This is a genomic window from Anaeromassilibacillus sp. An250, assembly GCF_002159845.1.
GTDB classification, from domain to species: Bacteria; Bacillota; Clostridia; order Oscillospirales; family Acutalibacteraceae; genus Anaeromassilibacillus; species Anaeromassilibacillus stercoravium.
This window is the reverse complement of sequence record NZ_NFJK01000003.1, coordinates 52,753-75,777: the sequence shown is the minus strand read 5'-3', so window position 1 is coordinate 75,777 and position 23,025 is coordinate 52,753. Positions and strand designations below refer to the sequence as shown.

36 protein-coding genes are annotated in these 23,025 nt (G+C 53.0%); 3 read left to right on the top strand and 33 right to left on the bottom strand.

The window, feature by feature from the left end:
* Positions 1 to 13: 13 nt before the first annotated feature.
* Genes B5F54_RS03510 through B5F54_RS03500 form a run of 3 tightly spaced genes read right to left on the bottom strand, consistent with a single transcriptional unit; the run spans position 14 to position 2,865 of the window.
* Entirely contained in the window at positions 14 to 496 is a 483-nt protein-coding gene (locus B5F54_RS03510; protein WP_087230583.1) for a V-type ATP synthase subunit K, read from the bottom strand.
* A gap of 2 nt (positions 497 to 498) precedes the next feature.
* On the bottom strand, positions 499 to 2,511 hold the full coding sequence (locus B5F54_RS03505; protein WP_087230580.1) for a V-type ATP synthase subunit I: 2,013 nt from the start codon (positions 2,509 to 2,511) through the stop codon (positions 499 to 501).
* Between the two features lie 42 nt (positions 2,512 to 2,553).
* Positions 2,554 to 2,865 (bottom strand): hypothetical protein, encoded by a 312-nt coding sequence (locus B5F54_RS03500; protein WP_087230575.1) that lies wholly within the window; start codon positions 2,863 to 2,865, stop codon positions 2,554 to 2,556.
* Positions 2,866 to 3,229: 364 nt separating this feature from the next.
* Between B5F54_RS03500 and serC the strand changes: the two genes are divergently transcribed.
* The 3 genes from serC (at position 3,230) to B5F54_RS03485 (ending at position 5,881) form a co-directional block, all read left to right on the top strand.
* Entirely contained in the window at positions 3,230 to 4,315 is a 1,086-nt protein-coding gene (gene serC, locus B5F54_RS03495) for a 3-phosphoserine/phosphohydroxythreonine transaminase (protein ID WP_087230572.1), read from the top strand.
* Between the two features lie 67 nt (positions 4,316 to 4,382).
* The gene (locus tag B5F54_RS03490) at positions 4,383 to 5,546 is read left to right on the top strand and encodes a 3-phosphoglycerate dehydrogenase family protein (RefSeq protein WP_087230569.1); all 1,164 of its coding nucleotides are present in this window, start codon (positions 4,383 to 4,385) and stop codon (positions 5,544 to 5,546) included.
* A 107-nt stretch (positions 5,547 to 5,653) separates the two neighbouring features.
* Positions 5,654 to 5,881 (top strand): helix-turn-helix domain-containing protein, encoded by a 228-nt coding sequence (locus tag B5F54_RS03485; RefSeq protein WP_087230566.1) that lies wholly within the window; start codon positions 5,654 to 5,656, stop codon positions 5,879 to 5,881.
* 163 nt (positions 5,882 to 6,044) lie between these two features.
* Here B5F54_RS03485 and nagA read toward each other — a convergent pair whose 3' ends face one another.
* The 30 genes from nagA to rplB form a co-directional block, all read right to left on the bottom strand.
* Positions 6,045 to 7,181 (bottom strand): N-acetylglucosamine-6-phosphate deacetylase, encoded by a 1,137-nt coding sequence (gene nagA / locus B5F54_RS03480; RefSeq protein ID WP_087230563.1) that lies wholly within the window; start codon positions 7,179 to 7,181, stop codon positions 6,045 to 6,047.
* 471 nt (positions 7,182 to 7,652) lie between these two features.
* Positions 7,653 to 9,230, bottom strand: a complete 1,578-nt coding sequence (locus B5F54_RS03475) for a leucine-rich repeat protein (RefSeq protein WP_087230560.1) — start codon at positions 9,228 to 9,230, stop codon at positions 7,653 to 7,655.
* Between the two features lie 276 nt (positions 9,231 to 9,506).
* On the bottom strand, positions 9,507 to 9,848 hold the full coding sequence (rplQ, locus tag B5F54_RS03470; protein WP_054324043.1) for a 50S ribosomal protein L17: 342 nt from the start codon (positions 9,846 to 9,848) through the stop codon (positions 9,507 to 9,509).
* 35 nt (positions 9,849 to 9,883) lie between these two features.
* Positions 9,884 to 10,837, bottom strand: a complete 954-nt coding sequence (locus tag B5F54_RS03465) for a DNA-directed RNA polymerase subunit alpha (protein WP_087230557.1) — start codon at positions 10,835 to 10,837, stop codon at positions 9,884 to 9,886.
* A gap of 72 nt (positions 10,838 to 10,909) precedes the next feature.
* A complete protein-coding gene (rpsD, locus tag B5F54_RS03460) occupies positions 10,910 to 11,503 on the bottom strand; it encodes a 30S ribosomal protein S4 (protein ID WP_087230554.1) in 594 nt (197 codons plus the stop codon).
* Positions 11,504 to 11,527: 24 nt separating this feature from the next.
* Entirely contained in the window at positions 11,528 to 11,935 is a 408-nt protein-coding gene (gene rpsK, locus B5F54_RS03455) for a 30S ribosomal protein S11 (protein WP_054324041.1), read from the bottom strand.
* Between the two features lie 19 nt (positions 11,936 to 11,954).
* A complete protein-coding gene (gene rpsM / locus B5F54_RS03450) occupies positions 11,955 to 12,323 on the bottom strand; it encodes a 30S ribosomal protein S13 (protein ID WP_054324040.1) in 369 nt (122 codons plus the stop codon).
* A 129-nt stretch (positions 12,324 to 12,452) separates the two neighbouring features.
* Complete coding sequence (gene rpmJ, locus B5F54_RS03445) at positions 12,453 to 12,566, bottom strand: 50S ribosomal protein L36 (RefSeq protein WP_054324039.1); 114 nt, start codon at positions 12,564 to 12,566, stop codon at positions 12,453 to 12,455.
* 69 nt (positions 12,567 to 12,635) lie between these two features.
* Positions 12,636 to 12,854, bottom strand: a complete 219-nt coding sequence (gene infA, locus B5F54_RS03440) for a translation initiation factor IF-1 (protein ID WP_054324038.1) — start codon at positions 12,852 to 12,854, stop codon at positions 12,636 to 12,638.
* Positions 12,836 to 13,123, bottom strand: a complete 288-nt coding sequence (locus B5F54_RS03435; protein WP_237966303.1) for a KOW domain-containing RNA-binding protein — start codon at positions 13,121 to 13,123, stop codon at positions 12,836 to 12,838. The genes infA and B5F54_RS03435 overlap by 19 nt, the downstream gene beginning before the upstream one ends.
* Positions 13,124 to 13,135: 12 nt before the next feature.
* Positions 13,136 to 13,888: a type I methionyl aminopeptidase gene (gene map / locus B5F54_RS03430; RefSeq protein WP_087230551.1), complete on the bottom strand. Its 753-nt coding sequence runs from the start codon at positions 13,886 to 13,888 to the stop codon at positions 13,136 to 13,138.
* A 2-nt stretch (positions 13,889 to 13,890) separates the two neighbouring features.
* The gene (locus B5F54_RS03425; protein ID WP_087230546.1) at positions 13,891 to 14,523 is read right to left on the bottom strand and encodes an adenylate kinase; all 633 of its coding nucleotides are present in this window, start codon (positions 14,521 to 14,523) and stop codon (positions 13,891 to 13,893) included.
* A gap of 15 nt (positions 14,524 to 14,538) precedes the next feature.
* On the bottom strand, positions 14,539 to 15,870 hold the full coding sequence (secY, locus tag B5F54_RS03420; protein WP_087230543.1) for a preprotein translocase subunit SecY: 1,332 nt from the start codon (positions 15,868 to 15,870) through the stop codon (positions 14,539 to 14,541).
* 1 nt (position 15,871) lies between these two features.
* On the bottom strand, positions 15,872 to 16,312 hold the full coding sequence (rplO, locus tag B5F54_RS03415; protein ID WP_087230540.1) for a 50S ribosomal protein L15: 441 nt from the start codon (positions 16,310 to 16,312) through the stop codon (positions 15,872 to 15,874).
* 28 nt (positions 16,313 to 16,340) lie between these two features.
* Positions 16,341 to 16,520, bottom strand: coding sequence for a 50S ribosomal protein L30 (gene rpmD, locus B5F54_RS03410; RefSeq protein WP_087230537.1), 180 nt, complete (start codon positions 16,518 to 16,520; stop codon positions 16,341 to 16,343).
* 15 nt (positions 16,521 to 16,535) lie between these two features.
* Positions 16,536 to 17,003 carry a 30S ribosomal protein S5 gene (rpsE, locus tag B5F54_RS03405; RefSeq protein ID WP_087231000.1) on the bottom strand — a complete coding sequence of 156 codons (468 nt, stop codon included), beginning with the start codon at positions 17,001 to 17,003 and terminating at the stop codon, positions 16,536 to 16,538.
* Between the two features lie 57 nt (positions 17,004 to 17,060).
* On the bottom strand, positions 17,061 to 17,420 hold the full coding sequence (gene rplR / locus B5F54_RS03400; RefSeq protein ID WP_087230534.1) for a 50S ribosomal protein L18: 360 nt from the start codon (positions 17,418 to 17,420) through the stop codon (positions 17,061 to 17,063).
* Positions 17,421 to 17,434: 14 nt separating this feature from the next.
* On the bottom strand, positions 17,435 to 17,983 hold the full coding sequence (gene rplF / locus B5F54_RS03395; RefSeq protein ID WP_087230531.1) for a 50S ribosomal protein L6: 549 nt from the start codon (positions 17,981 to 17,983) through the stop codon (positions 17,435 to 17,437).
* A gap of 16 nt (positions 17,984 to 17,999) precedes the next feature.
* Positions 18,000 to 18,398, bottom strand: coding sequence for a 30S ribosomal protein S8 (gene rpsH, locus B5F54_RS03390; RefSeq protein WP_087230528.1), 399 nt, complete (start codon positions 18,396 to 18,398; stop codon positions 18,000 to 18,002).
* Between the two features lie 23 nt (positions 18,399 to 18,421).
* Positions 18,422 to 18,607, bottom strand: a complete 186-nt coding sequence (locus tag B5F54_RS03385; RefSeq protein ID WP_054324028.1) for a type Z 30S ribosomal protein S14 — start codon at positions 18,605 to 18,607, stop codon at positions 18,422 to 18,424.
* Between the two features lie 12 nt (positions 18,608 to 18,619).
* Positions 18,620 to 19,159: a 50S ribosomal protein L5 gene (gene rplE / locus B5F54_RS03380; RefSeq protein ID WP_087230525.1), complete on the bottom strand. Its 540-nt coding sequence runs from the start codon at positions 19,157 to 19,159 to the stop codon at positions 18,620 to 18,622.
* A gap of 13 nt (positions 19,160 to 19,172) precedes the next feature.
* Positions 19,173 to 19,493 (bottom strand): 50S ribosomal protein L24, encoded by a 321-nt coding sequence (gene rplX / locus B5F54_RS03375; protein ID WP_087230522.1) that lies wholly within the window; start codon positions 19,491 to 19,493, stop codon positions 19,173 to 19,175.
* Between the two features lie 16 nt (positions 19,494 to 19,509).
* Positions 19,510 to 19,878 (bottom strand): 50S ribosomal protein L14, encoded by a 369-nt coding sequence (rplN, locus tag B5F54_RS03370; RefSeq protein WP_087230518.1) that lies wholly within the window; start codon positions 19,876 to 19,878, stop codon positions 19,510 to 19,512.
* Positions 19,879 to 19,911: 33 nt separating this feature from the next.
* Positions 19,912 to 20,169: a 30S ribosomal protein S17 gene (gene rpsQ, locus B5F54_RS03365; protein ID WP_054324024.1), complete on the bottom strand. Its 258-nt coding sequence runs from the start codon at positions 20,167 to 20,169 to the stop codon at positions 19,912 to 19,914.
* A gap of 18 nt (positions 20,170 to 20,187) precedes the next feature.
* Complete coding sequence (gene rpmC / locus B5F54_RS03360) at positions 20,188 to 20,394, bottom strand: 50S ribosomal protein L29 (protein WP_054324023.1); 207 nt, start codon at positions 20,392 to 20,394, stop codon at positions 20,188 to 20,190.
* Positions 20,394 to 20,819, bottom strand: coding sequence for a 50S ribosomal protein L16 (gene rplP, locus B5F54_RS03355; RefSeq protein ID WP_054324022.1), 426 nt, complete (start codon positions 20,817 to 20,819; stop codon positions 20,394 to 20,396). The genes rpmC and rplP overlap by 1 nt, the downstream gene beginning before the upstream one ends.
* Complete coding sequence (rpsC, locus tag B5F54_RS03350) at positions 20,819 to 21,484, bottom strand: 30S ribosomal protein S3 (protein ID WP_087230515.1); 666 nt, start codon at positions 21,482 to 21,484, stop codon at positions 20,819 to 20,821. The genes rplP and rpsC overlap by 1 nt, the downstream gene beginning before the upstream one ends.
* Before the next feature lie 19 nt (positions 21,485 to 21,503).
* Positions 21,504 to 21,845: a 50S ribosomal protein L22 gene (gene rplV, locus B5F54_RS03345; RefSeq protein ID WP_087230512.1), complete on the bottom strand. Its 342-nt coding sequence runs from the start codon at positions 21,843 to 21,845 to the stop codon at positions 21,504 to 21,506.
* Positions 21,846 to 21,865: 20 nt separating this feature from the next.
* Positions 21,866 to 22,141 carry a 30S ribosomal protein S19 gene (gene rpsS / locus B5F54_RS03340; RefSeq protein ID WP_054324019.1) on the bottom strand — a complete coding sequence of 92 codons (276 nt, stop codon included), beginning with the start codon at positions 22,139 to 22,141 and terminating at the stop codon, positions 21,866 to 21,868.
* 26 nt (positions 22,142 to 22,167) lie between these two features.
* A complete protein-coding gene (gene rplB, locus B5F54_RS03335; RefSeq protein WP_087230509.1) occupies positions 22,168 to 23,001 on the bottom strand; it encodes a 50S ribosomal protein L2 in 834 nt (277 codons plus the stop codon).
* Positions 23,002 to 23,025 lie beyond the last annotated feature (24 nt).

Below are 23,025 nucleotides of genomic sequence, written 5' to 3'. Positions count from 1 at the left end.
GGATTGGAGCGGATCATACCGGCAATCCAGCAATGCCCGTGACAGCCAGAATGGAAACCAACAGCGCCAGAATCGCATAGGTCTCCACCATCGCCGGAAAAATGATGGCCTTTCCGAGCTGGTCGGGACGCTTTGCAATCAAGCCAATGCAGGCGATGGATGCACGGCTCTGCTTTAATGCGGACCAATAGCCGATGATGGCCATCGGCATGCAGGCCAGAAAATACAAGATGCCTTTTGCCAGCGAAATATTGGAATCCCCGCCGAGAATGCCGATCTGCGAAAGGGTGATGAATGCGATCAACAGGCCATAGATGCCCTGTGTGCCGGGGAGCAGCTGCAAAATCAGGACTTTACCGAATTTGGATGGGTCCTCCGTCACAACGCCCGCGGCCGCCTCACCTGCGCGGCCAACGCCCACCGCGGAACCAGCGCCCGCCAACAGCGCCGCTAGAACAGCTCCCAGCAAAGCAAGTACAACACCGATGTTATCCATGATTATTTTTCCTCCCTAATTTTGTAATATTTTGTGTGAATGCCAAACGGCGCAAATTTGCGGCCGCCGCCCTCATAAAACTTTCCGAAAAATTCCACAAATTGGAGGCGGTTCGTATGCACATAAGCCCCTAGCAAATTGATTCCCAAATTGATGGTATGTCCGACAATGAACACCAGAATAAACATGATCGCGCCGCCGATTCCGCCGCCTCCCATGCTGCCCATCTGGTTGATCACCGTCGCGATCACGCCCGTTGCGAGCCCCAGGGCCAACAGGCGGGAATACGACAGGATGTCGCTCAAATACCCCGTGACGTTGTAAAGGCCGTAGAGCCCCTTGAGTAGGCGCTTGGCCGGATTGCGCGACTCGCGCCCCGACGTCAGGACAATGCCGATGGCGCCGATCCCCGCGACAACCGCCGCGGCAGTGCCCGCCTGTGCGGGAAGGATAAAGCTGAGCTGCGCAATATCCACAAAAGTCTGGCTGGAAAGCATAAACACAATTGCGCCCCCCACCAGCATATACCAGAAGATAACGTCATACAGGATATCCTTATAGCATTTCAGCCGCCAAAGCTGGTAAAACTTCATGGCCAACCCTGCGAACAGGTGGATGACGCCCACCAAAAGGGCAAAGATCAACATCCGCATGGGTTCTTTGATCGGCTCAAACCAAAGCGGCCCAAGCACGACCTCGTGCTCGAAAAAGGTGCGGGAAATCACCGCTACGGCGTCCCCAAAGAAACTGCCGAACAGGAATCCCCAGAACGTAGTCGAAATGCCGCAGAAAAAGAACATCCGCAGTGATTTGTTCATGCTGGGTTCCATGTTTTTAAACTTGAGCAGTGCCAAGCCGCAGCCGATCACCATAATCAGCCCATATGCGGCGTCGGAAAGCATCATGCCGAATAGAATATAGTAGAAGATCGCCATAATGGAGGTGGGGTCCACCTCCGTTTTCCCCGGAAGGCTGAACGACTCCAAAACGCCCTCCACCGGCTCGGAAAATTTGTTGTTCTTGAGAAGCACCGGCACATCGTCCTCTTGGGCAGGCGCTTCCAACTCTACCACCGCGCCAAACCGCCCTTCCAGCTCCTGTGTGAGTTTTCCGGCGTCCTGCTGGGGAATGTAGCCGGTCAAGACAAAGGTGCGCCGCGATTGCATCAGCCGCCCGATCACATCGTACTTCTCACTGCGCATCGTCAGGTAGTCCACCAGGAATTTGAGGTCGTCCCGCTGTGACGCGTAGCCTGTGATCTCCTGTTCCGCCTCTTGGATGATCTGCTCCTGCTCCTCCATCCGCTCCTGCAAAACCCGCATGCGCTCTGCCGGCGGTGTTTTGGTTGGGGAGGAGGGCCGTGCAAACCCCAAAGTGCGAAGGGCTTCTTCCAGCACCTGAGCATCGGCGCGGCCGCACAATAGAAATGTGCAGGTTTGTTCCTGGGAAGTGCTGATGACCTCCGCATAAACAGGGACCTTTGGAGCAAGAAGCGCAATCTGCTCCTCCAAATCTCCGGCCGTATAGCCCGCTGGGAACGATCCGACAAACGCCGTGGTGCTCTTTGTCCCCTTTGTACGCATGGAAATATCCAGATTCATCCAGGGCTTCAGCGCCTCCATCTGCGTCTGGAGCTTTTGAATCAACCCCCGACAATCTGCGATGTCCTTCGAACGTTCATTCAGCCGGTGTGCCACACGGAGCACATCGTCGCTTTTGCCGCCAAAGGCGTTGGCCTGTTCTACAGGGATTTCGGTCCGCCCCTCCAAGACGGCAAACAAGGACTTTTTCTCCGGCGCGTACCGGTTGAGAATCTCCAACGCCTGTTTGGATGCCGCGATATTTTTTTCAATCTGTGCCTTTTGGGTGGACACATCCATCCGTTGGAATACATTGTCCTCTTCCAATGCGTCGTTGATTTCCACCGCACCGCGCCGTTGAATCCATTCCAAGATGGGTTTTCGGTCTTTTCTGAGAGCGTATATGCTGATGCGCTGCATCTGCAATACCGCCATAAATTCCATTCCTCCTTTCTATGCCGGTTTGGGGCTCCCCCGTTAACCGACAAGCTCCGCAATCACGCAGGCAATTGCTTCTTTTTCCCTTTTCTGTGCAAGCGCACGCAGTGCTGCAATCTCCTGTTCCGCTTCCTGGGCGGCCTTTGCCGCATAGCGTCCTCCTTGCGCGCGGGCCGCTTCCAAGGAATCCTGTGCCAACTTGTCCGCCTCGGACGTAATTTGCGCCGTTGTCCGTTCGGCGTCCGCATGGGCTTTCCAGAGGATTTCCTCTGCCTGCTGGGCAGCGTCGCGTTCGGCCTGATCCGCTTTCCGTTCCGCCTCGCGGACGGCGTCGATTGTCTGCTGTGCCATTGGTTCCTATCACCTCCCGTTCTTTTTATTGACCGTATCGCCTTTGGATAGACGCCTCATGAATTTAAAAATTATATTTATTGTACATGAAAACGATGGAAAATGCAACGATATATATGATTGTTTTTATCATGTTATTTAATTTTTGTATGATTCGATCAATTTTTCTCGCTTTTTTGATTTTTTGTCAAAAGGTTACCACATTTCCCGTTTTATCACTTCCCAAAATCAGACGAAATTTTCTTTGTTTCGTCAATAAATTTATGAATTTCGCTCCATTGATTTCATCGCACTAAATCGGTATAATTAATAGTATTATAGTCTGCTCATTTGAAGCAGTAATTTACTAGGAGGTTGCACCACTATGAAACGCGTTTATAACTTTTCCGCGGGCCCCTCGATGCTGCCCGAAGCTGTTCTCCGCCGTGCTGCGGACGAAATGCTGGACTACCAGGGCAGCGGCCAATCCGTTATGGAAATGTCCCATCGTTCTAAGGTCTACGAGGGTATTATCGGTTCTGCCGAAAGTCTGCTCCGCGAAGTCATGAATATTCCGGACAACTATAAAGTTTTGTTTTTGCAGGGTGGAGCTTCCTCCCAGTTTGCAATGGTCCCGATGAACCTGATGACCAAGAGCGGCAAAGCGGACTTTGTCCTCACCGGCCAGTGGGCTACCAAGGCCTATAAAGAAGCCGCACGTTATGGCGAAGCCAATGTTGTGGCCTCTTCCAAGGATCAGACCTTCTGCTACATTCCGGAGCTCGACCCCGCCACTTTCACAAAGGATGCGGATTATTTCCACATCTGCATGAACAACACCATCTACGGCACCAGATTCACCAAGCTGCCGGAAACCGGCGATGTGCCGCTGGTGGCGGACATTTCCTCCTGCATCCTGAGCGAACCCATCGACGTGAGCAAGTTCGGCGTGTTGTATGCGGGCGCACAGAAGAATATGGGACCGGCCGGCCTGACGGTCGTCATCATCCGTGAAGATCTGATTGGCCATGCGATGGACATCACGCCCACCATGTTCAACTATCAAACGCATGTGGACAACGGCTCCATGTTCAATACACCGCCGTGCTATTCGATCTACATCAGCATGTTGGTGCTCGATTGGATCAAAAACACCATCGGCGGCCTGGAGGAAATGAAGAAGCTGAACGAAAAGAAAGCCGGCATCCTGTACGGCTATCTCGACAACTCGAAGATGTTCCGTGGCACGGTTGTCCCGAAGGACCGCTCCCTGATGAACGTCCCGTTTGTCACAGGCAGCGACGAACTGAACGCAAAGTTTGTTAAGGAAGCGGAAGCTGCGGGCTTTGTGAACCTGAAGGGCCATCGTTCGGTGGGCGGAATGCGCGCTTCGATCTACAACGCAATGCCAATCGAGGGCGTAGAAAAGCTTGTCGAATTCATGAAGAAGTTCGAAGAGGAGAACGCATAAGGTTCCCTCCCAACATAGTATGGCTTTTAAGAAGATATTTTACTTTTGAAAGATACAGGTGATTGACATGTACAATGTAAAATGCTTGAATAAGATCTCCCCCGTTGGTCTGGCGCGCTTTGGGGCGAACTACACCTGCGGCGAAGACGTAGAAAACCCGGAGGCAATCTTGGTCCGTTCTGCTTCCATGCATGAAATGGAGCTGCCCAGCAGCCTGTTGGCCATCGCCCGTGCAGGTGCAGGCGTCAACAATATCCCGTTGGATAAATGCAGCGAAGCGGGTATTTGTGTCTTCAACACGCCGGGCGCCAACGCCAATGCGGTGAAGGAGCTTGTCATCGCAGGCCTGCTGCTCGCCTCCCGCAAGATCGTCCCCGGCATCGAATGGGCAAAGGGCTTGAAGGGCAAGGGTGCAGAAGTCGGAAAGCTGGTCGAAAAGGGCAAGAGCCAGTTTGTTGGCCCGGAAATCAGCGGCAAACGCCTTGGCGTCATCGGCTTGGGCGCCATCGGCATTCTGGTGGCCAATGCCGCCAAGAGCCTGGGCATGGAAGTCTATGGATACGACCCGTATCTGAGCGTTGACGCGGCGTGGGGCCTCTCCCGCTCGACCAAGCACGCTCAGACACTGGATGAAATCTATGCGAACTGCGATTATATCACCCTGCATGTGCCGCTTACCCCGGATACAAAGGAAATGATCAATGCAGAGAGCATTGCAAAGATGCAGGATCACGTGCGCATCCTGAATTTCGCGCGCGGTGATCTGGTCAATTCCGCAGATATTCTCAAGGCGCTGGCAGATGGGAAAGTCGCCTCCTATGTGACCGACTTCCCGACCGACGAAATGCTCGGCGCGGAGGGCGTAATTGCCGTTCCGCATCTGGGTGCTTCCACCCCGGAGAGCGAGGACAACTGCGCACGGATGGCCGCAGACGAGCTCAAGGATTATCTAGAAAACGGCAATATCCTGCACTCGGTAAACTTGCCGAACGTCTCCATGCCGCGCGATCCGGCGTTCACCCGCGTTTGCATCATCCACCGCAATGTCCCCAATACGATCAGCCTGTTGGCCGGTAAGCTCGCGGATGCAGGCATCAACATTGAGAACATGCAGAGCAAATCCCGCAAGGATTATGCTTACACCATTTTGGATGTAACGGGAGATTTCAGCAGTGATTCGGCCAAGAAGATGGAAGAATCCGAGGATATCATCAGAGTCCGTGTCATCTAAATTTTAAAAACGTGATTGGATAACGACAGCCTGCTGTAAAAACTTACAGCAGGCTGTTTTACTAAATTCCATGTATATGAAACTGCGATTGGATATGAGGGAAGCAGATGATTGTTTTTGACAAGCTTTGGGAGACCATGAAGGCAAAACATGTGTCCACCTATGCATTGCGGGACCGTTTCGACATCGACAGCCGGACCATCCGCCGGCTGCGGGCCAATCAAACTGTCACGACGGATACGCTGGATAAATTGTGCCGGATATTGGATTGCAAGCTCTATGAAATTGCGGAATATCTACCGGAGGAAGCGGAAAAGGAAGATTCTATTCTTTAACGATCGTTCGGTTCTCTTTCGTAATACTATTAGCGGCAAAAGGGTGGGACGGATTCCGTCCCACCCTTTAAAATTATGCATCCATTTCCATACGTAAAGCGCAAGAAGGATTCTCGATAACCGTCCCTGGGCCAATCTTCCTCACATACGGAAAAATTCCCATTTACCGGTTGTCCACTGCAATCTTCCCACGGGCAATCACCATTTTGATGTTCAAATCATTGTCCAGCACCACGAGGTCGGCAAATTTCCCCACCTTGATGCTGCCGATGTCGGCGTCTTCATGGATTTCGCGCGCCGGATTGATCGTTGCGCTCTTAATCACCTGCTTGAACGGCACGCCAAACCGCACCAGATTGCAAACCTCCTGGTGCATGTTGGTTGTGGAACCAGCGATTGTTCCATCTTTCAAGCGGGCCTGCCCGTCCTTCACGTAGACCGTCTGTCCGCCGAGTTCGGAAATGCCGTCCGGTTCGCCGGCGGCGCGCATGGAGTCGCTGACAATCACGCTCCGGTCCTCGCCGAGCTGACGGAAAGTGACCCGCAGCACCGCCGGATTGATATGGAAGCCGTCGCAGATGATCTCCGCACGCACGCGCTCGTCGTCAAACACTGCGCCAACCACGCCAGGAGAGCGGTGCGTCATCCCGCTCATCGCATTGTACAAGTGTGTCGCGTGGGTAATACCGATATTGAAAGCATGTTTTGCCTGGTCATAATCCGCGTCCGTATGGGCAATCGAGACGGTGCAAAGCTTACTAGCCTTTTTAATAAATTCATCGGCCCCTTCGCATTCCGGCGCAATATCCACCAGCTTGATGATGCCGCCGCAGCCGTCATAGAACCCTTTAAATTCTTCCCAGTTGGGATTTTTGACGTACTCGCCCTTCTGCGCACCCTTCTTATTGATCGAGATATACGGACCTTCCATATTGACACCCATAATTGCCGCGCCAAACGGGCGGTCGTCCATGCAGGCTTTGACGGTCGCCAAGGCGTCCTCAATCTCTTCATGGGAAACGGTCATAGTCGTCGGGCAAAAACTGGTTACCCCTTTTGTCACCAAGTGCGCTGCCATTTTCGCCAAGCCCGCAGTAGAGGCATCACAGGTATCCGCTCCCACGCAGGCGTGGATATGAATATCGACAAACCCAGGGACTACCACACAGCCCGCGAGGTCGATTTCTTCCTCCCCATGGAGATCCGGGGCAATGTCGGCAATCCGCTCCCCTTCGGTTGACAGGCAAGCATCCACCAATGTAAATGTGTCGTCCATAATCTTTGCATTTTTCAAAATCATGCGAATTCACCCCATCTTTGTGGGCATTCCACAAGCTGGAATCTGTCTCCTATGAAGGAACGATTCCTTTGAAAACGGCCCATATGTTTTGAAGCATTTCCATCCATTTTTTATTATCCAATGGAAGATAGGTTGAGCCTAGTTTCTGGAAGCCCATTCTATTTTGTTACACTCATTATAGCCCAAATAGTTTCGAGTTACAACTCAACGCACTGGAAATGTCAAAAGAATACACAATTATGCACGTTTTAGCTTCATAAAATTCTTTTTATGAATATCTTTATTTTAGATTTGTATTAAAATATATAAATTATACAATTCGTATATCTTATGACTCAGCGTTGCCCGTCAAGGCTCAACTCCGTATCCATCTAATATTTTACTCATTGTATAAATCTATTAAAATAGTACGATTATAAAAGGGCTTCCGCAACTGCGGAAGCCCTTCCTTTAAACTTTTCCTATTTCCGATCAACCGTATGCAATTTGCCCCTCGCAATGTAAGACAACCTTGGAATCGCCCGGCATCTGTGTATACAGCCCCGTCTTTTCACCAGGATTGCCAATAGCCCATACACGGAACGTATAGACATTGCCGCTCTTCCCTACGTATTGTGTTTTGAACACATTGCCATTTCCTACCGTAAAACTCGGCATATTATTGGAACCCGTCACTGTCATCTGGACATCGTAGCTTCTTCCCTTATATACACCGAAATTGACGCTCGGATTGCAGAAAGCAGAACCATTCGGGGAGGTCCCTACCGTCACCGGGAAAGACGCGCTGTAACTGCCGCTCGTAATGGTGATGGTGGCTGTACCAGCAGACTTTCCCTGAATCTGATACAGATACGCATGTGTGTAGCTGCCGCGCAGATCTGCACGATTGGAGCGGTCTGCCTGATACTTGACCGTCACGACGTTTGGATTGCTGCTGGTGCAGGTCGGCGCCGTCGCGGAATTGGTTCTTGCCAGCGGATAATAGACATTGCCTACATTAAAGGAATAAGAACTTGTATCCAACGAAAGGGAAGAACCCGAACCAACAACCGCACTCGTGGATACCGTAACCGTCAGGCTGGCCGATGCATAGCCGGTCGCAGAAACGGTCAGGGTAGCCGTTCCCGAAGACACACCGCGCACGGTTACTGTAGAGCCGCTCTGTGTCACGCTGACCGCGCTGGAATTCGAAGTAACGCTAAAGCTTCCATTGGTTGGGTTGGTAACCGTAAAGGTATTGCTCCCATTGACCGGAACAGTCAAGGAAGAGGTGCTCAAACGTACTGCCGCACTATAAGAGGAACCCAAATTCTCAAAATCAATGTCGTTTTCCTCCGCATATTTCTGTGCAGCCGTTCCATTATAACCCTTAATCAAAATAAAATCGTCAAAGGCATCATAGCCAATCCGGGTTACGTTCGGCGGGATGGTTATTTCTTCCAAGCTATCGCAACCGGAAAAAGCGCTATCGCCGATGCTGGTGACATGGCTTCCGATGGTAACCGAGCGTAAGTCCATGCAATCCTGGAATGCATTGTCCGGGATTTTTGTTAAGCTTGCGGGCAATACCGCGCTTCTCAGGGATGTACAACCGCTGAACGCCTCAATCCCCATCTTTGTGATGCTATCTGCAAATGTGACCGATGTTAAATTTTCGCAACTTGCAAAAGCACGTTCACCGATCTCTACCGGCCCTTCTTCCATCGATACGCGCTTCACAGTGGAATCCTCAAAAGCGCCATCTGAAATGATGTCAACCGTATTCGGAAGGTAGATATTTTTCTCAGAACCACCACTCGCAAAGATGGAGGAATCTCCGTCGCCGATGCGGGTAATCGTGCGGCTGTTGATCTTACTGGGGATGGTGATGGAAGATTTGGAATCGTAGTATTCTCCATCATCCTCCACACGCACGACCGCATATTTCCCATCCACGCGGTCAACCTCATATGCATCGTCCATATCGGATGCAAACGCTGTACTGCTGAACGCAGAAACAAACATCATTGCCGCTAAAGCCAGCGACAATAGCTTTTTGGCTTTTCTCATACGTTCCTCTCCTTTTTATGTTCATTCAAATTAACTCCGAAACATGACGGTACTTTTACCCAAATTTGGCGGTTTTGGTAAGTACTATTATACTCTACCCGCACATGATTGGCAAGCATACAGGCGGTTACACTTGTGTAATTTCAGATGACAATATTTGGATAAAGAATGCCAGAAATTTCTTCCCCGATTTCGAAACCAAAAGGGAGTTTCTTCGCATAGAAAAAGGACCCTGCACCAAGTGCAGAGCCCCATTCTCTTATGATTATGGATCGATTAGATCAGCTCGATGATCGCCATCTCCGCTGCGTCGCCGCGGCGCGGCCCGAGCTTCGTGATGCGCGTATAGCCGCCGTTGCGGTCAGCATACTTCGGCGCAATCTCCGTGAAAAGCTTATTTGTAACAGCTTCCTTTGTGACAAATCCCATCACAAGGCGCTTGCTGTGCAGATCGTTCGTCTTTGCGATCGTAATCATCTTTTCGGCCAGGGAGCGGACCTCCTTAGCACGTGTGACTGTGGTTTCGATCTTGCCGTTCTCAAGAAGGAATGTGACCATCGCACGCAGCATTGCCGTTCTGTGGCTGGTCGCTCTTCCGAGCTTTCTGGTTCCGGGCATCGAATATCACTCCTTTACCTTTGGTTTGCAAGGTCTTATTCGTCGTCCTTGCGCAGATTAAAGCCGAGGGAGGCCAGCTTCCAAACGACCTCCTCCAGGGACTTGCGTCCCAAGTTCCGGACCTTCATCATGTCCTCTTCGGACTTGTTGATGAGGTCTTCCACCGTATTGATTCCAGCGCGCTTGAGGCAATTGAAGGAACGGACGGAGAGATCCAGCTCTTCAATCGTCATTTCCAGCACTTTCTCCTTGCCCTTGTCGTCCTTTTCGACCATAATCTCCGTGCTGCTGCCCTTATCAGACAGGTTGACGAAGAGATTCAAATGCTCAGTCAGGACTTTCGCGGCCAAAGAAACCGCCTCTTGCGCCCCGATCACCCCATTGGTCCAAACCTCCAAGGTGAGCTTATCGTAATCAATGCGCTGGCCCACACGGGTGGGTTCCACATTATAATTCACTTTATAAACAGGAGTGTAGATAGAATCAACCGGAAGCTCGCCGATCACACCCGCAGGCATGTTCTGCTTATTCCGTTCTGCGGGGACATACCCGCGGCCTTTGTCCAGGGTCAGTTCCATATACAGCTTCGCGCCTTCGCCCAGCGTTGCAATGTGCATCTCCGGGTTCAGGATCTCAACCTCGCTGTCGCACTTGATAGAGTCGGCCGTCACCTCACACGGGCCCTCCGCACAGATTTCCACTGTTTTGGGGCCGTCGCAATGGAGTTTCGCGGTCAAACCTTTGATGTTCAGAACAATCTCGGTGACATCCTCCTTGACGCCCGGGACGGTAGAAAACTCGTGCAGCACGCCGTCGATCTTAATCGACGTGACCGCAACGCCCGGCAGGGAGGAAAGCAGTACCCGGCGCAGGCTGTTGCCCAGCGTGGTACCAAAGCCGCGTTCCAGCGGTTCCACTACAAATTTACCGTAGGTTCCGTCATTGCTCAGGATTTCTGTTTCAATTTTTGGCTTCTCAATCTCGATCATTAGCGACCCTCCTTGACATAAAGCGGATGATTCTGCCTGCCATCCTGGTTTTTATGCGGTTAGGCAACTGCATTACTTGGAGTACAACTCAACGATCAAAGTCTCATTGATGTCGAAATCAATGTCGCTTCTCTCAGACAGTGCAACAACCTTGCCCTGCAGAGTCTCTCTGTTCAGCTCCAGCCACTTCGGAATCATGGTAGCCGCATTCTTCTCCAGAATCTGCTTCACATGCTCAGAACCACGGCTCTTCTCGCGGATGGAGATCACCTCGCCCGGGCTAACCTGATAGGACGGAATATCCACGCGCTTGCCATTTACCGTAATATGGCCATGGTTGACCATCTGTCTTGCCTCTCTTCTCGTGTTGGCAAAACCGAGGCGGTAAACAACGTTGTCAAGTCTTCTTTCCAAAAGCTGGAGCAAATTTTCACCCGTAACACCCTGGGTTTTGCTCGCCAGCTCATAGTAATGTCTAAACTGCTTCTCGAGCACGCCATAGATGAACTTTGCCTTCTGCTTCTCATTCAGCTGGACGGCATACTCGCTCTGCTTTCTTCTACCCGGCTTCGGGTTGCGTCTGGTCTCCTTGTTGATGCCCATAACGGTGGGGCTGATTCCCAGTGCCTTGCATCTTTTCAGGATCGGCTGCATATTTTTCGCCATAGCTCGTTTCCTCCTTTTACAAAACTATACACGTCTTCTCTTCGGAGGACGGCATCCATTGTGCGGAATCGGGGTGACATCTTTGATCATGCTGACTTCGAGGCCCGCGCCCTGCAGCGCACGGATTGCAGCCTCACGGCCTGCGCCCGGTCCCTTCACATAAACCTCAACCGTCTTCATGCCGTGCTCCATCGCTGCTTTTGCTGCGGTTTCCGCTGCGGTCTGTGCGGCAAAGGGGGTGGACTTTCTGGAACCTCTGAAGCCCAGCTCACCGGAGCTCGCCCAGGAAATCGCGTTGCCCTGGGTGTCGGTGATGGTCACAATCGTGTTATTAAAGGTGGACTGGATATGAGCAGCTCCACGGTCAATATTTTTGCGTTCACGGCGTCTGCGAACAGTAGTACCTCTCTTAGCGCCCTTCTGTGCTGCCATCTTTTAAATCCCTCCCTGCTTATTTCTTCTTGTTGGCCATGGTCTTTCTCGGACCCTTCCGCGTACGTGCGTTGGTCTTCGAACGCTGGCCTCTTACGGGCAGACCCTTGCGGTGACGGAGACCGCGATAGCAACCAATTTCAATCAGTCTCTTGATGTCGAACGCAACGTCGCGGCGAAGGTCGCCTTCCACGCGGCAGTTGTGGTCGATATATTCTCTCAGCTTCGATGCGTCGTCTTCCGTCAGATCTCTTACGCGGATGTCGGGGTTCACACCCGTTGCCTTGCAAATATCCGTGGCGGTCTTGCGGCCAATGCCATAAATATAGGTAAGAGCAATTTCGATGCGCTTGTCTCTGGGCAGATCAATACCTGCTATACGCGCCATACTGTTGCACCTCCAATTAGTCTTTCAAATTGATGGGGATCGTTTCCCCTAAGCGGAACACGGGCTTGGGATTCTTTCCCAGCCTCGCGGTCCCCGCCATCAGGCGGGCCGTGTCTGAAAGCGCAGCTTTCAACCCTGGCGCTGTTTATGCTTCGGGTTGTCACAGATGACCATGACTTTTCCCTTGCGCTTAATGATTTTGCACTTCTCGCAAATCTTTTTGACAGAAGGTCTGACTTTCATTTGTGCGCCCTCCCTTAGTGAAGTCTCGTGTTGAAATTCCGCAAGCTGTCTTGGCCCTGCGAAATCCCTTTATTTCGAACGCCACGTGATGCGGCCGCGGGTCAGATCGTACGGAGAAAGTTCGATCGTGACCTTATCGCCCGGAAGGATGCGGATGAAGTTCATCCGGAGCTTTCCGGAAATGTGGGCCAGCACCTGGTGGTGGTTTTGAAGCTCTACCATAAACATTGCGTTTGGGAGTGCTTCCGTCACAATGCCCTCGGTTTCAATTACGTCCTGTTTTGACATACAGTAGCCTCCTCTTGTGGAAAACAGCTCTTCTCTTCAAACGGACGAAGAGCGTGGCGAATTTCACGGTTGGTTTGCAATGAACCCTCTTCCAAGACCGTCTTGGTCGCTAGAAGATGTTTTTGCTTCTTTCTCTTTGGATGTGAAAGGCTGCGCCGCCTGCCGTTGCAAATCACGGCCATGTCGCCGTCGGCCTCCAGCACCGCGAAGAAGCCGCCTTTGTCCCGCCCGGCAAGGGCGCGGACGACGAGTCCTCTGACAAAATCCATGGTCTCCCCCTTTTATTCCGGCAGAGTCATAATCACCGGTCCGTCCGGGGTGATCGCGATGGTATGCTCAAAGTGCGCAGAAAGCTTTCCATCCGCCGTGACGGTCGTCCAACCGTCCTTCAGCGTTTTGACTTCCTTCACACCGGCGTTGATCATTGGTTCAATTGCGATGGTCATGCCTGGTAACAGGCGCACGCCTCTGCCCGGCGTGCCGTAATTGGGAACACTTGGGTCTTCATGCAGCTTCGCACCTACTCCGTGGCCGACAAAATCCCGTACCACCGAGTAGCCGCGCGCCTCGACATACCGCTGGACCGCGCTGCCAATATCCCCAATGCGGGCCCCGGCCTGGGCGGCCTTGATGCCCTCAAAGAGGCTTTCGCGTGTGACATCCATAAGGCGCTTGGCTTCCTCGCTTACATCCCCACACGGGAAGGTATATGCATTGTCGCCATTAAATCCCTCGTAAAAGGCGCCAGTGTCAATGCTGACAATGTCGCCCTCCTTGAGGATAATCTCCTTATGGGGTATGCCGTGGATCACCACATCGTTTACAGAGACACATGCGCTGCCCGGAAAACCGCCGTAACCAAGGAAGTTGGGCTTTCCGCCCTCTTCCTCGATCGCGCGGCGGACAACGCGGTCGATCTCCCAGGTGGAAACCCCGGGTTCGACCGCTTCGCCAGCCAGCCTCAGTGCTTTCGCAGAGATCCGGCACGCTTCCCGCATAATTGCGAGCTCGCGGCTGGTTTTAAGCACAATCATGGTTACGCCTCTAATGCTGCCAACGTCAGTTTGGTGGTGTCGGCCACTTCTTCCTGACCTTCTACAATGCGGAGCTTGCCCTGCTTCTCATAGTAATCCTTGAGAGGCTCGGTCTGCTCGTGGTAGACATGCAGGCGTTCTTTCACTGTATCCGGATGGTCATCCTTGCGCTGAACGAGGGCGCCTCCGCACTTGCCGCATTTGCCCTCTACTTCCGGCTTATTGTAAAGCAGGTGGTAGGTGGCGCCGCAAGTTTCGCAGACACGGCGTCCGGACATACGCTCCACAATCTTGTCATCGGCCACTTCGATGTCGATCACCTTGTCGATGACAATGCCCATCTTGTCCAGAGCCTCGGCCTGGGGGATGGTGCGCGGGAAACCGTCCAGCACGAAACCGTTCTTGCAATCGTCCTGCGCCAAACGCTCCTTGACGATGCCGATCACGACCTCATCGGGTACAAGCTTGCCTGCGTCCATGAAGGACTTTGCCTTCAAGCCCATCTCCGTGCCGCTCTTCAGCGCTTCGCGGATCATATTCCCCGTGGAAATCGCGGGGATGGATAAATGCTGGCAGATGACCTCTGCCTGGGTTCCTTTACCGGCGCCCGGTGCGCCAAGAAGAATCAGATTCATACCATTTCCTCCTTATCAGTCAAGGAAACCTTTGTAATGGCGCATCATCATCTGGGATTCCATCTGTTTCATGGTATCCAGCGCAACGCCAACCAAGATGATGATAGAAGTACCACCCAAGGAGAGGTTGTGCATACCAGTAACAGCACCGAAGAGAATCGGCAGCAACGCAATCACCGCGAGGAACAACGCGCCAATCAACGTAATCTTGGAAAGAATCTTCGAAATAAAATCAGAAGTCGGCTTGCCGGGGCGGATGCCCGGGATGGTGCCATTATTCTGACGAAGATTATTGGCCATCTCAATCGGATTATACTGGATGGTTACATAGAAGTAAGCAAACAGGATAATCAGAATGAAATACAATACCGAGTAGAGCCAGCCCGTGGAAGAAAATGCCTCAAAGAAGGACTGCCAGAAGCCCGACACATTGGTGCCCATGAAGAGCTGGATTGTGCTCGGAATGGAGAGGATCGAGCTTGCGAAGATGATCGGCATAACGCCGGACATCGCAACCTTGATCGGGATATGCGTGCTCTGGCCGCCGTACATCTTCCGGCCAACCACACGCTTTGCATACTGAACCGGGATGCGGCGCTCGGAATCGTTCATGAAAGCGATTACCCAGATCACAGCCAGGAACAGGATCACAAAGAGCGGGACAAATGCATAATACTGTCCATAGTTGGACGGGTCTGCAATTGCAGCCGAGATATACTGGGTAAGCAAACGGATGGTGTGCGGCATTCTTGCCACGATACCAGCAAACAGGAGGATGGAAATACCGTTTCCAATGCCCTTCTGGTTGATCTGCTCGCCCATCCACATCATGATTGCCGTACCAGCGGTAAACGCCAGGATAATGACAATCGCTGCGAATACCTGCTCCCAGCCCGAGGTATACAGGGCAATCGGAGCGCCCTGATAGGTGCTGTTGCGCAGATAGAAGTAATACGCGGTACCTTGGATCAAGCCCAAAGCAACTGTGACGTAACGTGTAATGGTCGCAATTCTCTTGCGCCCTTCCTCGCCTTCCTTCGCCATACGCTCCAGGGGAGGAATGGCAACTGTCAACAACTGCATAATGATGGAACTGTTGATGTACGGGCTAATGCCCATTGCAAACATGGTCGCATTTGCGAAGGCGCCGCCGGACAACATATCCAGGTAGCTGAGTGCATTCCCCGTCTCGTTGACCGTGCCCATCAAGCCCTGCAAGGCATCGACATCCAGGAACGGGACCGGGATCGTGGCGCCGAAACGGAACACCACGATAATCAACAGAGTAAAGAGGATCTTTTTGCGCAGATCCGGGATACTCCAGGCATTCTTAATTGTCTTAAACAACTCAGATCACCTCTGCCTTCCCACCGGCGGCCTCAATCTTCTGCTTTGCAGCTTCGGAATAGGCAGTGACCTTGACGGTTAACTTCTTTGTGAGTGCGCCGTTGCCGAGAATCTTAACGCCGTCGCAGGTTTTCTTGACGATCCCCGCATCCTTGAGCGCCTGCGCGTCAACAACCGCGCCTGTCTCAAACTTCTCCAGCGCGCTTACATTGATCGCCACGATGGTTTTGGCAAAAATATTGTTGAATCCTCTCTTCGGAACACGTCTCTGCAGAGGCATCTGGCCGCCTTCAAAGCCCGGACGCATGCCGTGGCCTGCTCTGGCCTTTTGACCCTTGTGACCTTTGCCTGCGGTCTTGCCCTGTCCGGAGCCGTGGCCTCTGCCGATCCGCTTGGATTCCTTGGTGGAACCCGGCGTCGCAGTTAGATCATGCAAATTCATTTTACTCGCACCTCCTTGCTTGCTTAGCTTACGCTTCGACTACCTCGACGAGGTGGACGATCTTGGCCACCTTACCTTTGGTCTGGTCGTTGTCCGGCTGAACGGACTCGTCACCAATTTTGCGAAGACCAAGCGCCTGGGCGGTTGCAATCTGGTCTTTTTTGCTGCCGATAAGGCTTCTTACCAGCTTTACTTTGATCTGTGCCATCTTGCTTCCCCCTCCTTAAAGAATATCCTGCACGGACTTGCCGCGGATTGCGGCAACTTCCTCCGCCGTGCGCAGCTGGGCCATACCGGCCAGCGTCGCGCGGACAACATTGCACGGATTGTTGGAACGCAGCGCCTTGGTACGGATATCCTTGATACCCACAGCCTCGACCACCGCACGGACCGGGCCGCCGGCGATGACGCCGGTACCGGGTGCAGCAGGCTTCATCAAAACGCGGCCTGCGCCGTACTCGCCGATGATCTCATGCGGGATCGTACCGCCGCGCATAGCGACCTTGATCAGGTTCTTCTTGGCGTCCTCAATGCCCTTGCGGATCGCCTCGGGAACTTCGCCTGCTTTACCAATGCCGAAACCAACGGTGCCTTTTCCGTCGCCCACCACGACGAGCGCAGCAAACTTGAAGATACGGCCGCCCTTGACGGTCTTACTTACACGGTTGATTGCGACTACATGCTCCTGCATCTCATCCTGAGACTGCTGTCTGGGTGCGTCAAATCTAGCCAAAAGTATCCCTCCTTCTTAGAACTTGAGGCCGCCCTCGCGGGCGCCTTCGGCCAGCTCTTTGACGCGGCCGTGGAAAATATAACCGCCGCGGTCAAATACGACCTGGGAAATGCCCTTTTCAGCGGCGCGTTTAGCGATCATCTCGCCAACTTTGCGTGCGGCTTCCTTGTTTCCGCCGTTACCATTGAACTCCTTGTCCAGGGAAGAAGCTGCCACGAGGGTAACTCCTTTTACATCGTCGATGATCTGGGCGTAGATGTTTTTGGTAGAGCGAAATACATTCAGGCGCGGGCACTCTGCGGTGCCGGAAATCTTGCCGCGCACTCTCTTGTGGCGGTTCAATCTGGCTTTGTTTGTATCAGCCTTATTCACCATTTGTCATTCACTCCTTACTTCTTGGCGCCCTTACCGGCCTTGCCTTCCTTATGACGGACAAATTCGCCAGTATAGCGGATACCCTTGCCCTTGTACGGCTCCGGCGGACGCTTCTCGCGGACTTCCGCCGCAAACTGGCCGACCTTCTGTTTGTCCGGGCCCAGGATCACGATCTTGTTCGCGGACGGGCACTCAATCGTGATGCCGTCAACCTCCGGAACAATCACCTGATGGGAATAGCCCAGGTTCATAACGAGGTTCTTGCCCTGCTTCTGCACACGGTAGCCGACGCCGTTGACGTCCAGCTCCTTCTTAAAGCCCTCCGTTACGCCGATCACCATGTTGTGGATGAGCGTACGGGTCAGGCCGTGCAGAGAGCGGTTCTGTTTTTCATCGTTCGGACGGGTCACAAGGATCTCATTGCCCTCCACAGCCACCGTCATGTTCGGGTGGAACTGCTGGGTGAGGGTTGCCTTCGGGCCCTTGACCGTGATAACGTTGCCGTCGACTTTGACGTTGACGCCAGCGGGAATATTTATGGGTTTTCTTCCAATTCGAGACATTTCTGCACCCCCTTAATTACCAAATAAATGCGAGGACCTCTCCGCCAACATTCTCCTTGCGGGCCTGACGGTCCGTCATGACGCCCTTGGACGTGGAGATGATTGCGACGCCCAGGCCTTTCATGACCTTCGGCAGCTCCTCAGCGCTGGAATAAATGCGAAGGCCCGGCTTGGATACCCGGCGCAGACCCTTGATGACCGGGGTCTTGCCCTCGCCATATTTCAAATTGACCTTGATGATGCCCTGCTTGCCGTCCTCAACGACCGTATAATTCTTTACATAGCCCTCGTCCACCAGAATCTGCACGATGGCCTTCTTCATGTTGGAAGCGGGGATGTCAACGGAATCATGCTTTGCGGAAACCGCATTGCGAATACGGGTGAGCAAATCAGCAATTGTATCTGTAATTTGCATACCGTTACCTCCTTTGCTAAGCTTTACCAGCTGGCCTTTTTCACGCCCGGAATCTCACCCTTGTAGGCGAGCTCGCGGAAGCAGATGCGGCAAATTCCGAACTTGCGAAGATAGGCATGCGGCCTGCCACAGATTTTGCATCTGTTATACGCACGGGAAGAATACTTCGCCGGTCTACGCTGTTTGATTTTCATAGAAGTCTTGGCCACAATAATCCCTCCTTATTTCGCAAACGGGGCGCCCATGAGGGACAAAAGCTCTCTGGATTCCTCGTCGGTGTTTGCGGTAGTCACGAAACAGATGTCCATTCCGCGGACCTTATCGATCTTATCATAGTCGATCTCCGGGAAGATCAACTGTTCTTTGATGCCCAAATTGTAATTGCCGCGGCCATCAAAAGAGTTCGGGTTGATGCCTCTGAAGTCTCTGACGCGCGGGAGCGCAACATTGAAGAGACGGTCCACAAACTCATACATGCGGTCTCCTCTGAGCGTTACCTTTACGCCAATGTTCATGCCCTCACGGAGCTTGAAGTTTGCAACCGACTTCTTCGCCTTGCAGATCATCGGCTTCTGGCCGGTGATGGCTGCGAGGTCTGCCATGATGGCGTCGATCACCTTCGCGTTATCCTTCGCTTCGCCGGCGCCAACATTGATGACGATCTTATCGAGCTTCGGGATCTGCATCACGCTTTTATAGGAAAACTTCTTCATCAGCGCCGGAGCGACATCTTTTTTGTAGGTTTCCTTAAGTCTGGCCATGTTTTATCCTCCCTTACAGCGACTCACGGCATTTTGCACAAATGCGTTCCTTGGTGCCGTCTTCATAAACCTTATGTGCGACACGCGTCGGTTTGCCGCAGCGCGGGCAGACAATCTGGACCTTGCAGGCATAGATAGCGCTTTCAGCCTGGACAATGCCAGCCTGGTCGCCCATCTTGCGGGCCTTCACATGCTTGCTGACCATGTTGCGGCCCTCGATGATCACTTTGCCTTCCTTCGGGCTCACGGCGAGAACCTTGCCCTTCTTGCCGCGGTCTCTTCCGCTGATAATGATGACGGTGTCACCCGTTTTTACATGAACTTTGTTATTCATCAGTGAGCACCTCCCATTACAGCACTTCGGGGGCAAGGCTCAGGATCTTCATGTAATCCTTATCGCGCAGCTCTCTTGCCACAGGCCCAAAGATACGCGTCCCCCTCGGATTCTTATCTTCTTTGATGATGACGGCTGCATTCTCGTCAAAACGGATGTAGGTGCCGTCGTCGCGGCGTACGCCGGAAGCGGTGCGGACAACAACCGCCTTCACAACTTCGCCCTTTTTCACCTGGCCGCCGGGCGCTGCCTTCTTAACGGAAGCAACGACCACGTCGCCAATATTTGCATACCTTCTGCCGGTACCGCCGAGAACGCGGATGCACATAAGCTCCTTCGCGCCGGTGTTGTCGGCCACTTTCAGGTAGGTCTGCTGTTGTATCACAGTGCGTTCCTCCTTCGCTTAAGCCAAACGAACTTATTTGGCCTTCTCAATAATCTCGACGAGACGCCATCTCTTCTCTTTGCTGAGCGGACGGGTCTCCATCACACGCACGCGGTCACCGATGGAGCATTCGTTGTTCTCATCATGTGCCTTCAGCTTAACGGTACGTTTGATAACTTTCTTATACAGCGGATGCTTCACGCTGTCCTCAATGGCAACGACGACGGTCTTATCCATCTTGTTGCTGACAACTCTGCCAACCTCTGTTTTTCTCAAATTACGATCGCTCACAGTTAATCCTCCCTTCCGTTACGCCTTCGCGCTGTCCTTGATCTCGTTCTCGCGCAGAACCGTCTTCACGCGCGCGATGTCCTTCTTCACAGCGGAGATGCGCATCGGGTTATCGAGCTGATTAATAGCAAGCTGGAAGCGCAGGTTGAAAAGCTCGGCCTTGAGGTCTTTCAGCTTACTTTCCAGTTCTGCAGTTGTTAAATCTCTGACTTCTGAGGCCTTCATTACTGCTCACCACCCGTTCCTTCCTTTTTGACAAACTTGCACTTAATCGGCAGCTTGTTGGATGCAAGACGCAATGCTTCTCTGGCGGTCTCCTCGGAGACGCCGCCGATTTCAAACATCACTCTGCCTGGCTTAACAACGGCCACCCAGTATTCCGGGGAACCTTTACCGGAACCCATTCGGGTTTCAGCCGGTTTCTCAGTGATCGGCTTATCCGGGAAAATTTTGATCCAAACTTTACCGAATCTCTTGCAGTAACGTGTCATAGCAACACGAGCTGCTTCAATCTGGTTGGAGGTGATCCACGCCGGCTCCATGGCCTGGAGGCCAAAATCGCCGTAGGTCACCGTATTGCCGCGATATGCCTTGCCGGTCAGACGGCCACGATGCACTCTGCGGTATTTTACACGCTTAGGCAACAGCATTATTTATTGCCTCCTTCCCTGCGGGGCTTGCGGTTATCGTTGAGAACCTCGCCCTTGTAGAGCCACACCTTAACGCCGATACGGCCATAGGTGGTGGCGGCTTCTGCAAAGCCGTAGTCGATGTCCGCGCGAATGGTCTGCAGCGGAATCGTTCCGTCGTGATACTGCTCCGTTCTAGCGATTTCTGCACCGCCCAGACGTCCGGAGACCTGGGTCTTGATACCCTTTGCGCCGAGCTTCATCGCGCGGCCGATGCACTGCTTCATCGCGCGGCGGAAAGAAATTCTCTTTTCCAGCTGCTGTGCGATGTTCTCTGCGATCAGCTGAGCGTTGAGGTCCGGGGACTTCACTTCAACAATATTGATGGCAACCGGCTTGCCGAGCATCTTTTCGCACTGGAGGCGGAGCTTTTCGATCTCTGCGCCACCCTTGCCGATGACCATGCCGGGTTTTGCACAGTGGATATGAACGCGCACCTTGGAGGCATCGCGCTCGATTTCAATCTTGGGAACGCCAGCGGCTGCCAGCTGCTTCTTCAAGGTCTTGCGCAGGTTGTAATCTTCAACGAGCGTATCGCCGAAAACATTGTCCTTCGCGAACCAGCGGGAATCCCAATCTTTAATTACGCCCACACGGAAACCATGTGGATTTACTTTCTGGCCCATAGTTTACCTCCTCATCTGCTTATTCTTTTTCCTTGAGCACGAGGGTGACGTGCGAAGTTCTCTTCTCGATTCTATACGCGCGGCCCTGCGCTCTGGGACGGATGCGCTTGAGGATCGGGCCCGGACATACGAAGCACTCTGCTACGTACAGTCTGGATACATCCATGTTATGGTTATTCTCAGCATTCGCCATGGCCGACTTCAACAGCTTTTGAAGATATTCACAAGCGGCCTTGGGGGTATTCTTGAGGATAGCCATTGCAACGTCCACCGGCTTGTTGCGAATCAGGTCCAGTACGATGGACACTTTACGGGGAGAAATACGGGCGTATTTCAGATAAGCCCTTGCTTCTGCTTCCATTGTCTATACTCCTTTCGGCCTTATTTACCAGTTGTTTTGGAACCGGCATGGCCCTTAAAGGTTCTGGTCGGGGCAAACTCGCCGAGTTTGTGGCCAACCATGTCCTCCGTGACATACACCGGAACATGCTTGCGGCCGTCATGGACCGCGATGGTGTGGCCTACGAAATCCGGGAAGATCACGGACGCTCTGCTCCAGGTCTTCACGATCTTCTTTTCGCCGGCCGCATTCATTTCCTGAATCCTTTTCAGCAGCACAGGCTGTACAAAAGGACCCTTTTTAATGCTTCTGCTCATACGTTACAAGCTCCTTTCCGTACGCCTTATTTGCCGTTTCTACGTTTCACAATGAACTTATCGGAACGGTTGTGGTGGGCGCGCGTCTTATAGCCGAGCGCCGGCTTGCCCCACGGGGTCATCGGGCCCGGATGTCCAATCGGCGATTTGCCTTCGCCGCCGCCGTGCGGGTGGTCGTTCGGGTTCATGACGGAACCGCGGACGGTCGGTCTCCAACCCATGTGACGCTTACGGCCCGCTTTACCGATCTTCACGTTCTCGTGGTCGATATTGCTGACCTGGCCAACGGTGGCCATGCAGGTTGCGGGGACATTGCGGAGCTCGCCGGACGGCAGTCTCAGAAGAGCCATGCCGTTTTCCTTTGCCATCAGCTGCGCCATGTTGCCAGCTGCACGTGCCAGCTGTGCGCCCTTGCCGGGATACAGCTCAACGTTGTGGACAAAGGTACCGGTCGGGATATTGGCGAGCGGCAGCGCGTTGCCCGGCTTGATGTCCGCAGACGCGCCGGAGACGACCACGTCGCCGACCTTCAGGCCGTGCGGTGCGATGATATAGCGCTTCTCGCCGTCTTCATACTGAACAAGCGCGATAAACGCGGAACGGTTCGGATCGTACTCCAGCGTGAGCACGGTTGCCGGCATATCCGCCTTCTGGCGCTTGAAATCGATGATGCGGTACTTTTTGCGATTGCCGCCGCCGCGGTGACGGACGGTGATTCTGCCATAGCTGTTGCGGCCGGAATGGTTCTTCTTGGAAGCCAAAAGGCTCTTTTCCGGTGCAACCTTGGAAAGGCCCGTGTAATCCGTTACGGACATATTCCGTCTGGCATTGGTTGTCGGTTTATAGTTAGTAATAGGCATTTCGGTTTCACACTCCTCATGATG

Excerpts from the sequence above, each read along its gene's own strand:
- B5F54_RS03510 (WP_087230583.1), bottom strand. The coding sequence starts at position 496 with ATGGATAACATCGGTGTTGTACTTGCTTTGCTGGGAGCTGTTCTAGCG.
- B5F54_RS03505 (WP_087230580.1), bottom strand. The coding sequence starts at position 2,511 with ATGGCGGTATTGCAGATGCAGCGCATCAGCATATACGCTCTCAGAAAA.
- B5F54_RS03500 (WP_087230575.1), bottom strand. The coding sequence starts at position 2,865 with ATGGCACAGCAGACAATCGACGCCGTCCGCGAGGCGGAACGGAAAGCG.
- serC (WP_087230572.1), top strand. The coding sequence starts at position 3,230 with ATGAAACGCGTTTATAACTTTTCCGCGGGCCCCTCGATGCTGCCCGAA.
- B5F54_RS03490 (WP_087230569.1), top strand. The coding sequence starts at position 4,383 with ATGTACAATGTAAAATGCTTGAATAAGATCTCCCCCGTTGGTCTGGCG.
- B5F54_RS03485 (WP_087230566.1), top strand. The coding sequence starts at position 5,654 with ATGATTGTTTTTGACAAGCTTTGGGAGACCATGAAGGCAAAACATGTG.
- nagA (WP_087230563.1), bottom strand. The coding sequence starts at position 7,181 with ATGATTTTGAAAAATGCAAAGATTATGGACGACACATTTACATTGGTG.
- B5F54_RS03475 (WP_087230560.1), bottom strand. The coding sequence starts at position 9,230 with ATGAGAAAAGCCAAAAAGCTATTGTCGCTGGCTTTAGCGGCAATGATG.
- rplQ (WP_054324043.1), bottom strand. The coding sequence starts at position 9,848 with ATGCCCGGAACCAGAAAGCTCGGAAGAGCGACCAGCCACAGAACGGCA.
- B5F54_RS03465 (WP_087230557.1), bottom strand. The coding sequence starts at position 10,837 with ATGATCGAGATTGAGAAGCCAAAAATTGAAACAGAAATCCTGAGCAAT.
- rpsD (WP_087230554.1), bottom strand. The coding sequence starts at position 11,503 with ATGGCGAAAAATATGCAGCCGATCCTGAAAAGATGCAAGGCACTGGGA.
- rpsK (WP_054324041.1), bottom strand. The coding sequence starts at position 11,935 with ATGGCAGCACAGAAGGGCGCTAAGAGAGGTACTACTGTTCGCAGACGC.
- rpsM (WP_054324040.1), bottom strand. The coding sequence starts at position 12,323 with ATGGCGCGTATAGCAGGTATTGATCTGCCCAGAGACAAGCGCATCGAA.
- rpmJ (WP_054324039.1), bottom strand. The coding sequence starts at position 12,566 with ATGAAAGTCAGACCTTCTGTCAAAAAGATTTGCGAGAAGTGCAAAATC.
- infA (WP_054324038.1), bottom strand. The coding sequence starts at position 12,854 with ATGTCAAAACAGGACGTAATTGAAACCGAGGGCATTGTGACGGAAGCA.
- B5F54_RS03435 (WP_237966303.1), bottom strand. The coding sequence starts at position 13,123 with ATGGATTTTGTCAGAGGACTCGTCGTCCGCGCCCTTGCCGGGCGGGAC.
- map (WP_087230551.1), bottom strand. The coding sequence starts at position 13,888 with ATGATTGTGCTTAAAACCAGCCGCGAGCTCGCAATTATGCGGGAAGCG.
- B5F54_RS03425 (WP_087230546.1), bottom strand. The coding sequence starts at position 14,523 with ATGAATCTGATTCTTCTTGGCGCACCGGGCGCCGGTAAAGGAACCCAG.
- rplO (WP_087230540.1), bottom strand. The coding sequence starts at position 16,312 with ATGAATTTGCATGATCTAACTGCGACGCCGGGTTCCACCAAGGAATCC.
- rpmD (WP_087230537.1), bottom strand. The coding sequence starts at position 16,520 with ATGGCACAGATCAAAGTAAAGCTGGTAAGAAGCCTTATCGGCAGCAAA.
- rpsE (WP_087231000.1), bottom strand. The coding sequence starts at position 17,003 with ATGCAGGAGCATGTAGTCGCAATCAACCGTGTAAGTAAGACCGTCAAG.
- rplR (WP_087230534.1), bottom strand. The coding sequence starts at position 17,420 with ATGGTGAATAAGGCTGATACAAACAAAGCCAGATTGAACCGCCACAAG.
- rplF (WP_087230531.1), bottom strand. The coding sequence starts at position 17,983 with ATGTCTCGAATTGGAAGAAAACCCATAAATATTCCCGCTGGCGTCAAC.
- rpsH (WP_087230528.1), bottom strand. The coding sequence starts at position 18,398 with ATGCAAATTACAGATACAATTGCTGATTTGCTCACCCGTATTCGCAAT.
- rplE (WP_087230525.1), bottom strand. The coding sequence starts at position 19,159 with ATGGCCAGACTTAAGGAAACCTACAAAAAAGATGTCGCTCCGGCGCTG.
- rplX (WP_087230522.1), bottom strand. The coding sequence starts at position 19,493 with ATGAATAACAAAGTTCATGTAAAAACGGGTGACACCGTCATCATTATC.
- rpmC (WP_054324023.1), bottom strand. The coding sequence starts at position 20,394 with ATGAAGGCCTCAGAAGTCAGAGATTTAACAACTGCAGAACTGGAAAGT.
- rplP (WP_054324022.1), bottom strand. The coding sequence starts at position 20,819 with ATGCTGTTGCCTAAGCGTGTAAAATACCGCAGAGTGCATCGTGGCCGT.
- rpsC (WP_087230515.1), bottom strand. The coding sequence starts at position 21,484 with ATGGGCCAGAAAGTAAATCCACATGGTTTCCGTGTGGGCGTAATTAAA.
- rplV (WP_087230512.1), bottom strand. The coding sequence starts at position 21,845 with ATGGAAGCAGAAGCAAGGGCTTATCTGAAATACGCCCGTATTTCTCCC.
- rpsS (WP_054324019.1), bottom strand. The coding sequence starts at position 22,141 with ATGAGCAGAAGCATTAAAAAGGGTCCTTTTGTACAGCCTGTGCTGCTG.
- rplB (WP_087230509.1), bottom strand. The coding sequence starts at position 23,001 with ATGCCTATTACTAACTATAAACCGACAACCAATGCCAGACGGAATATG.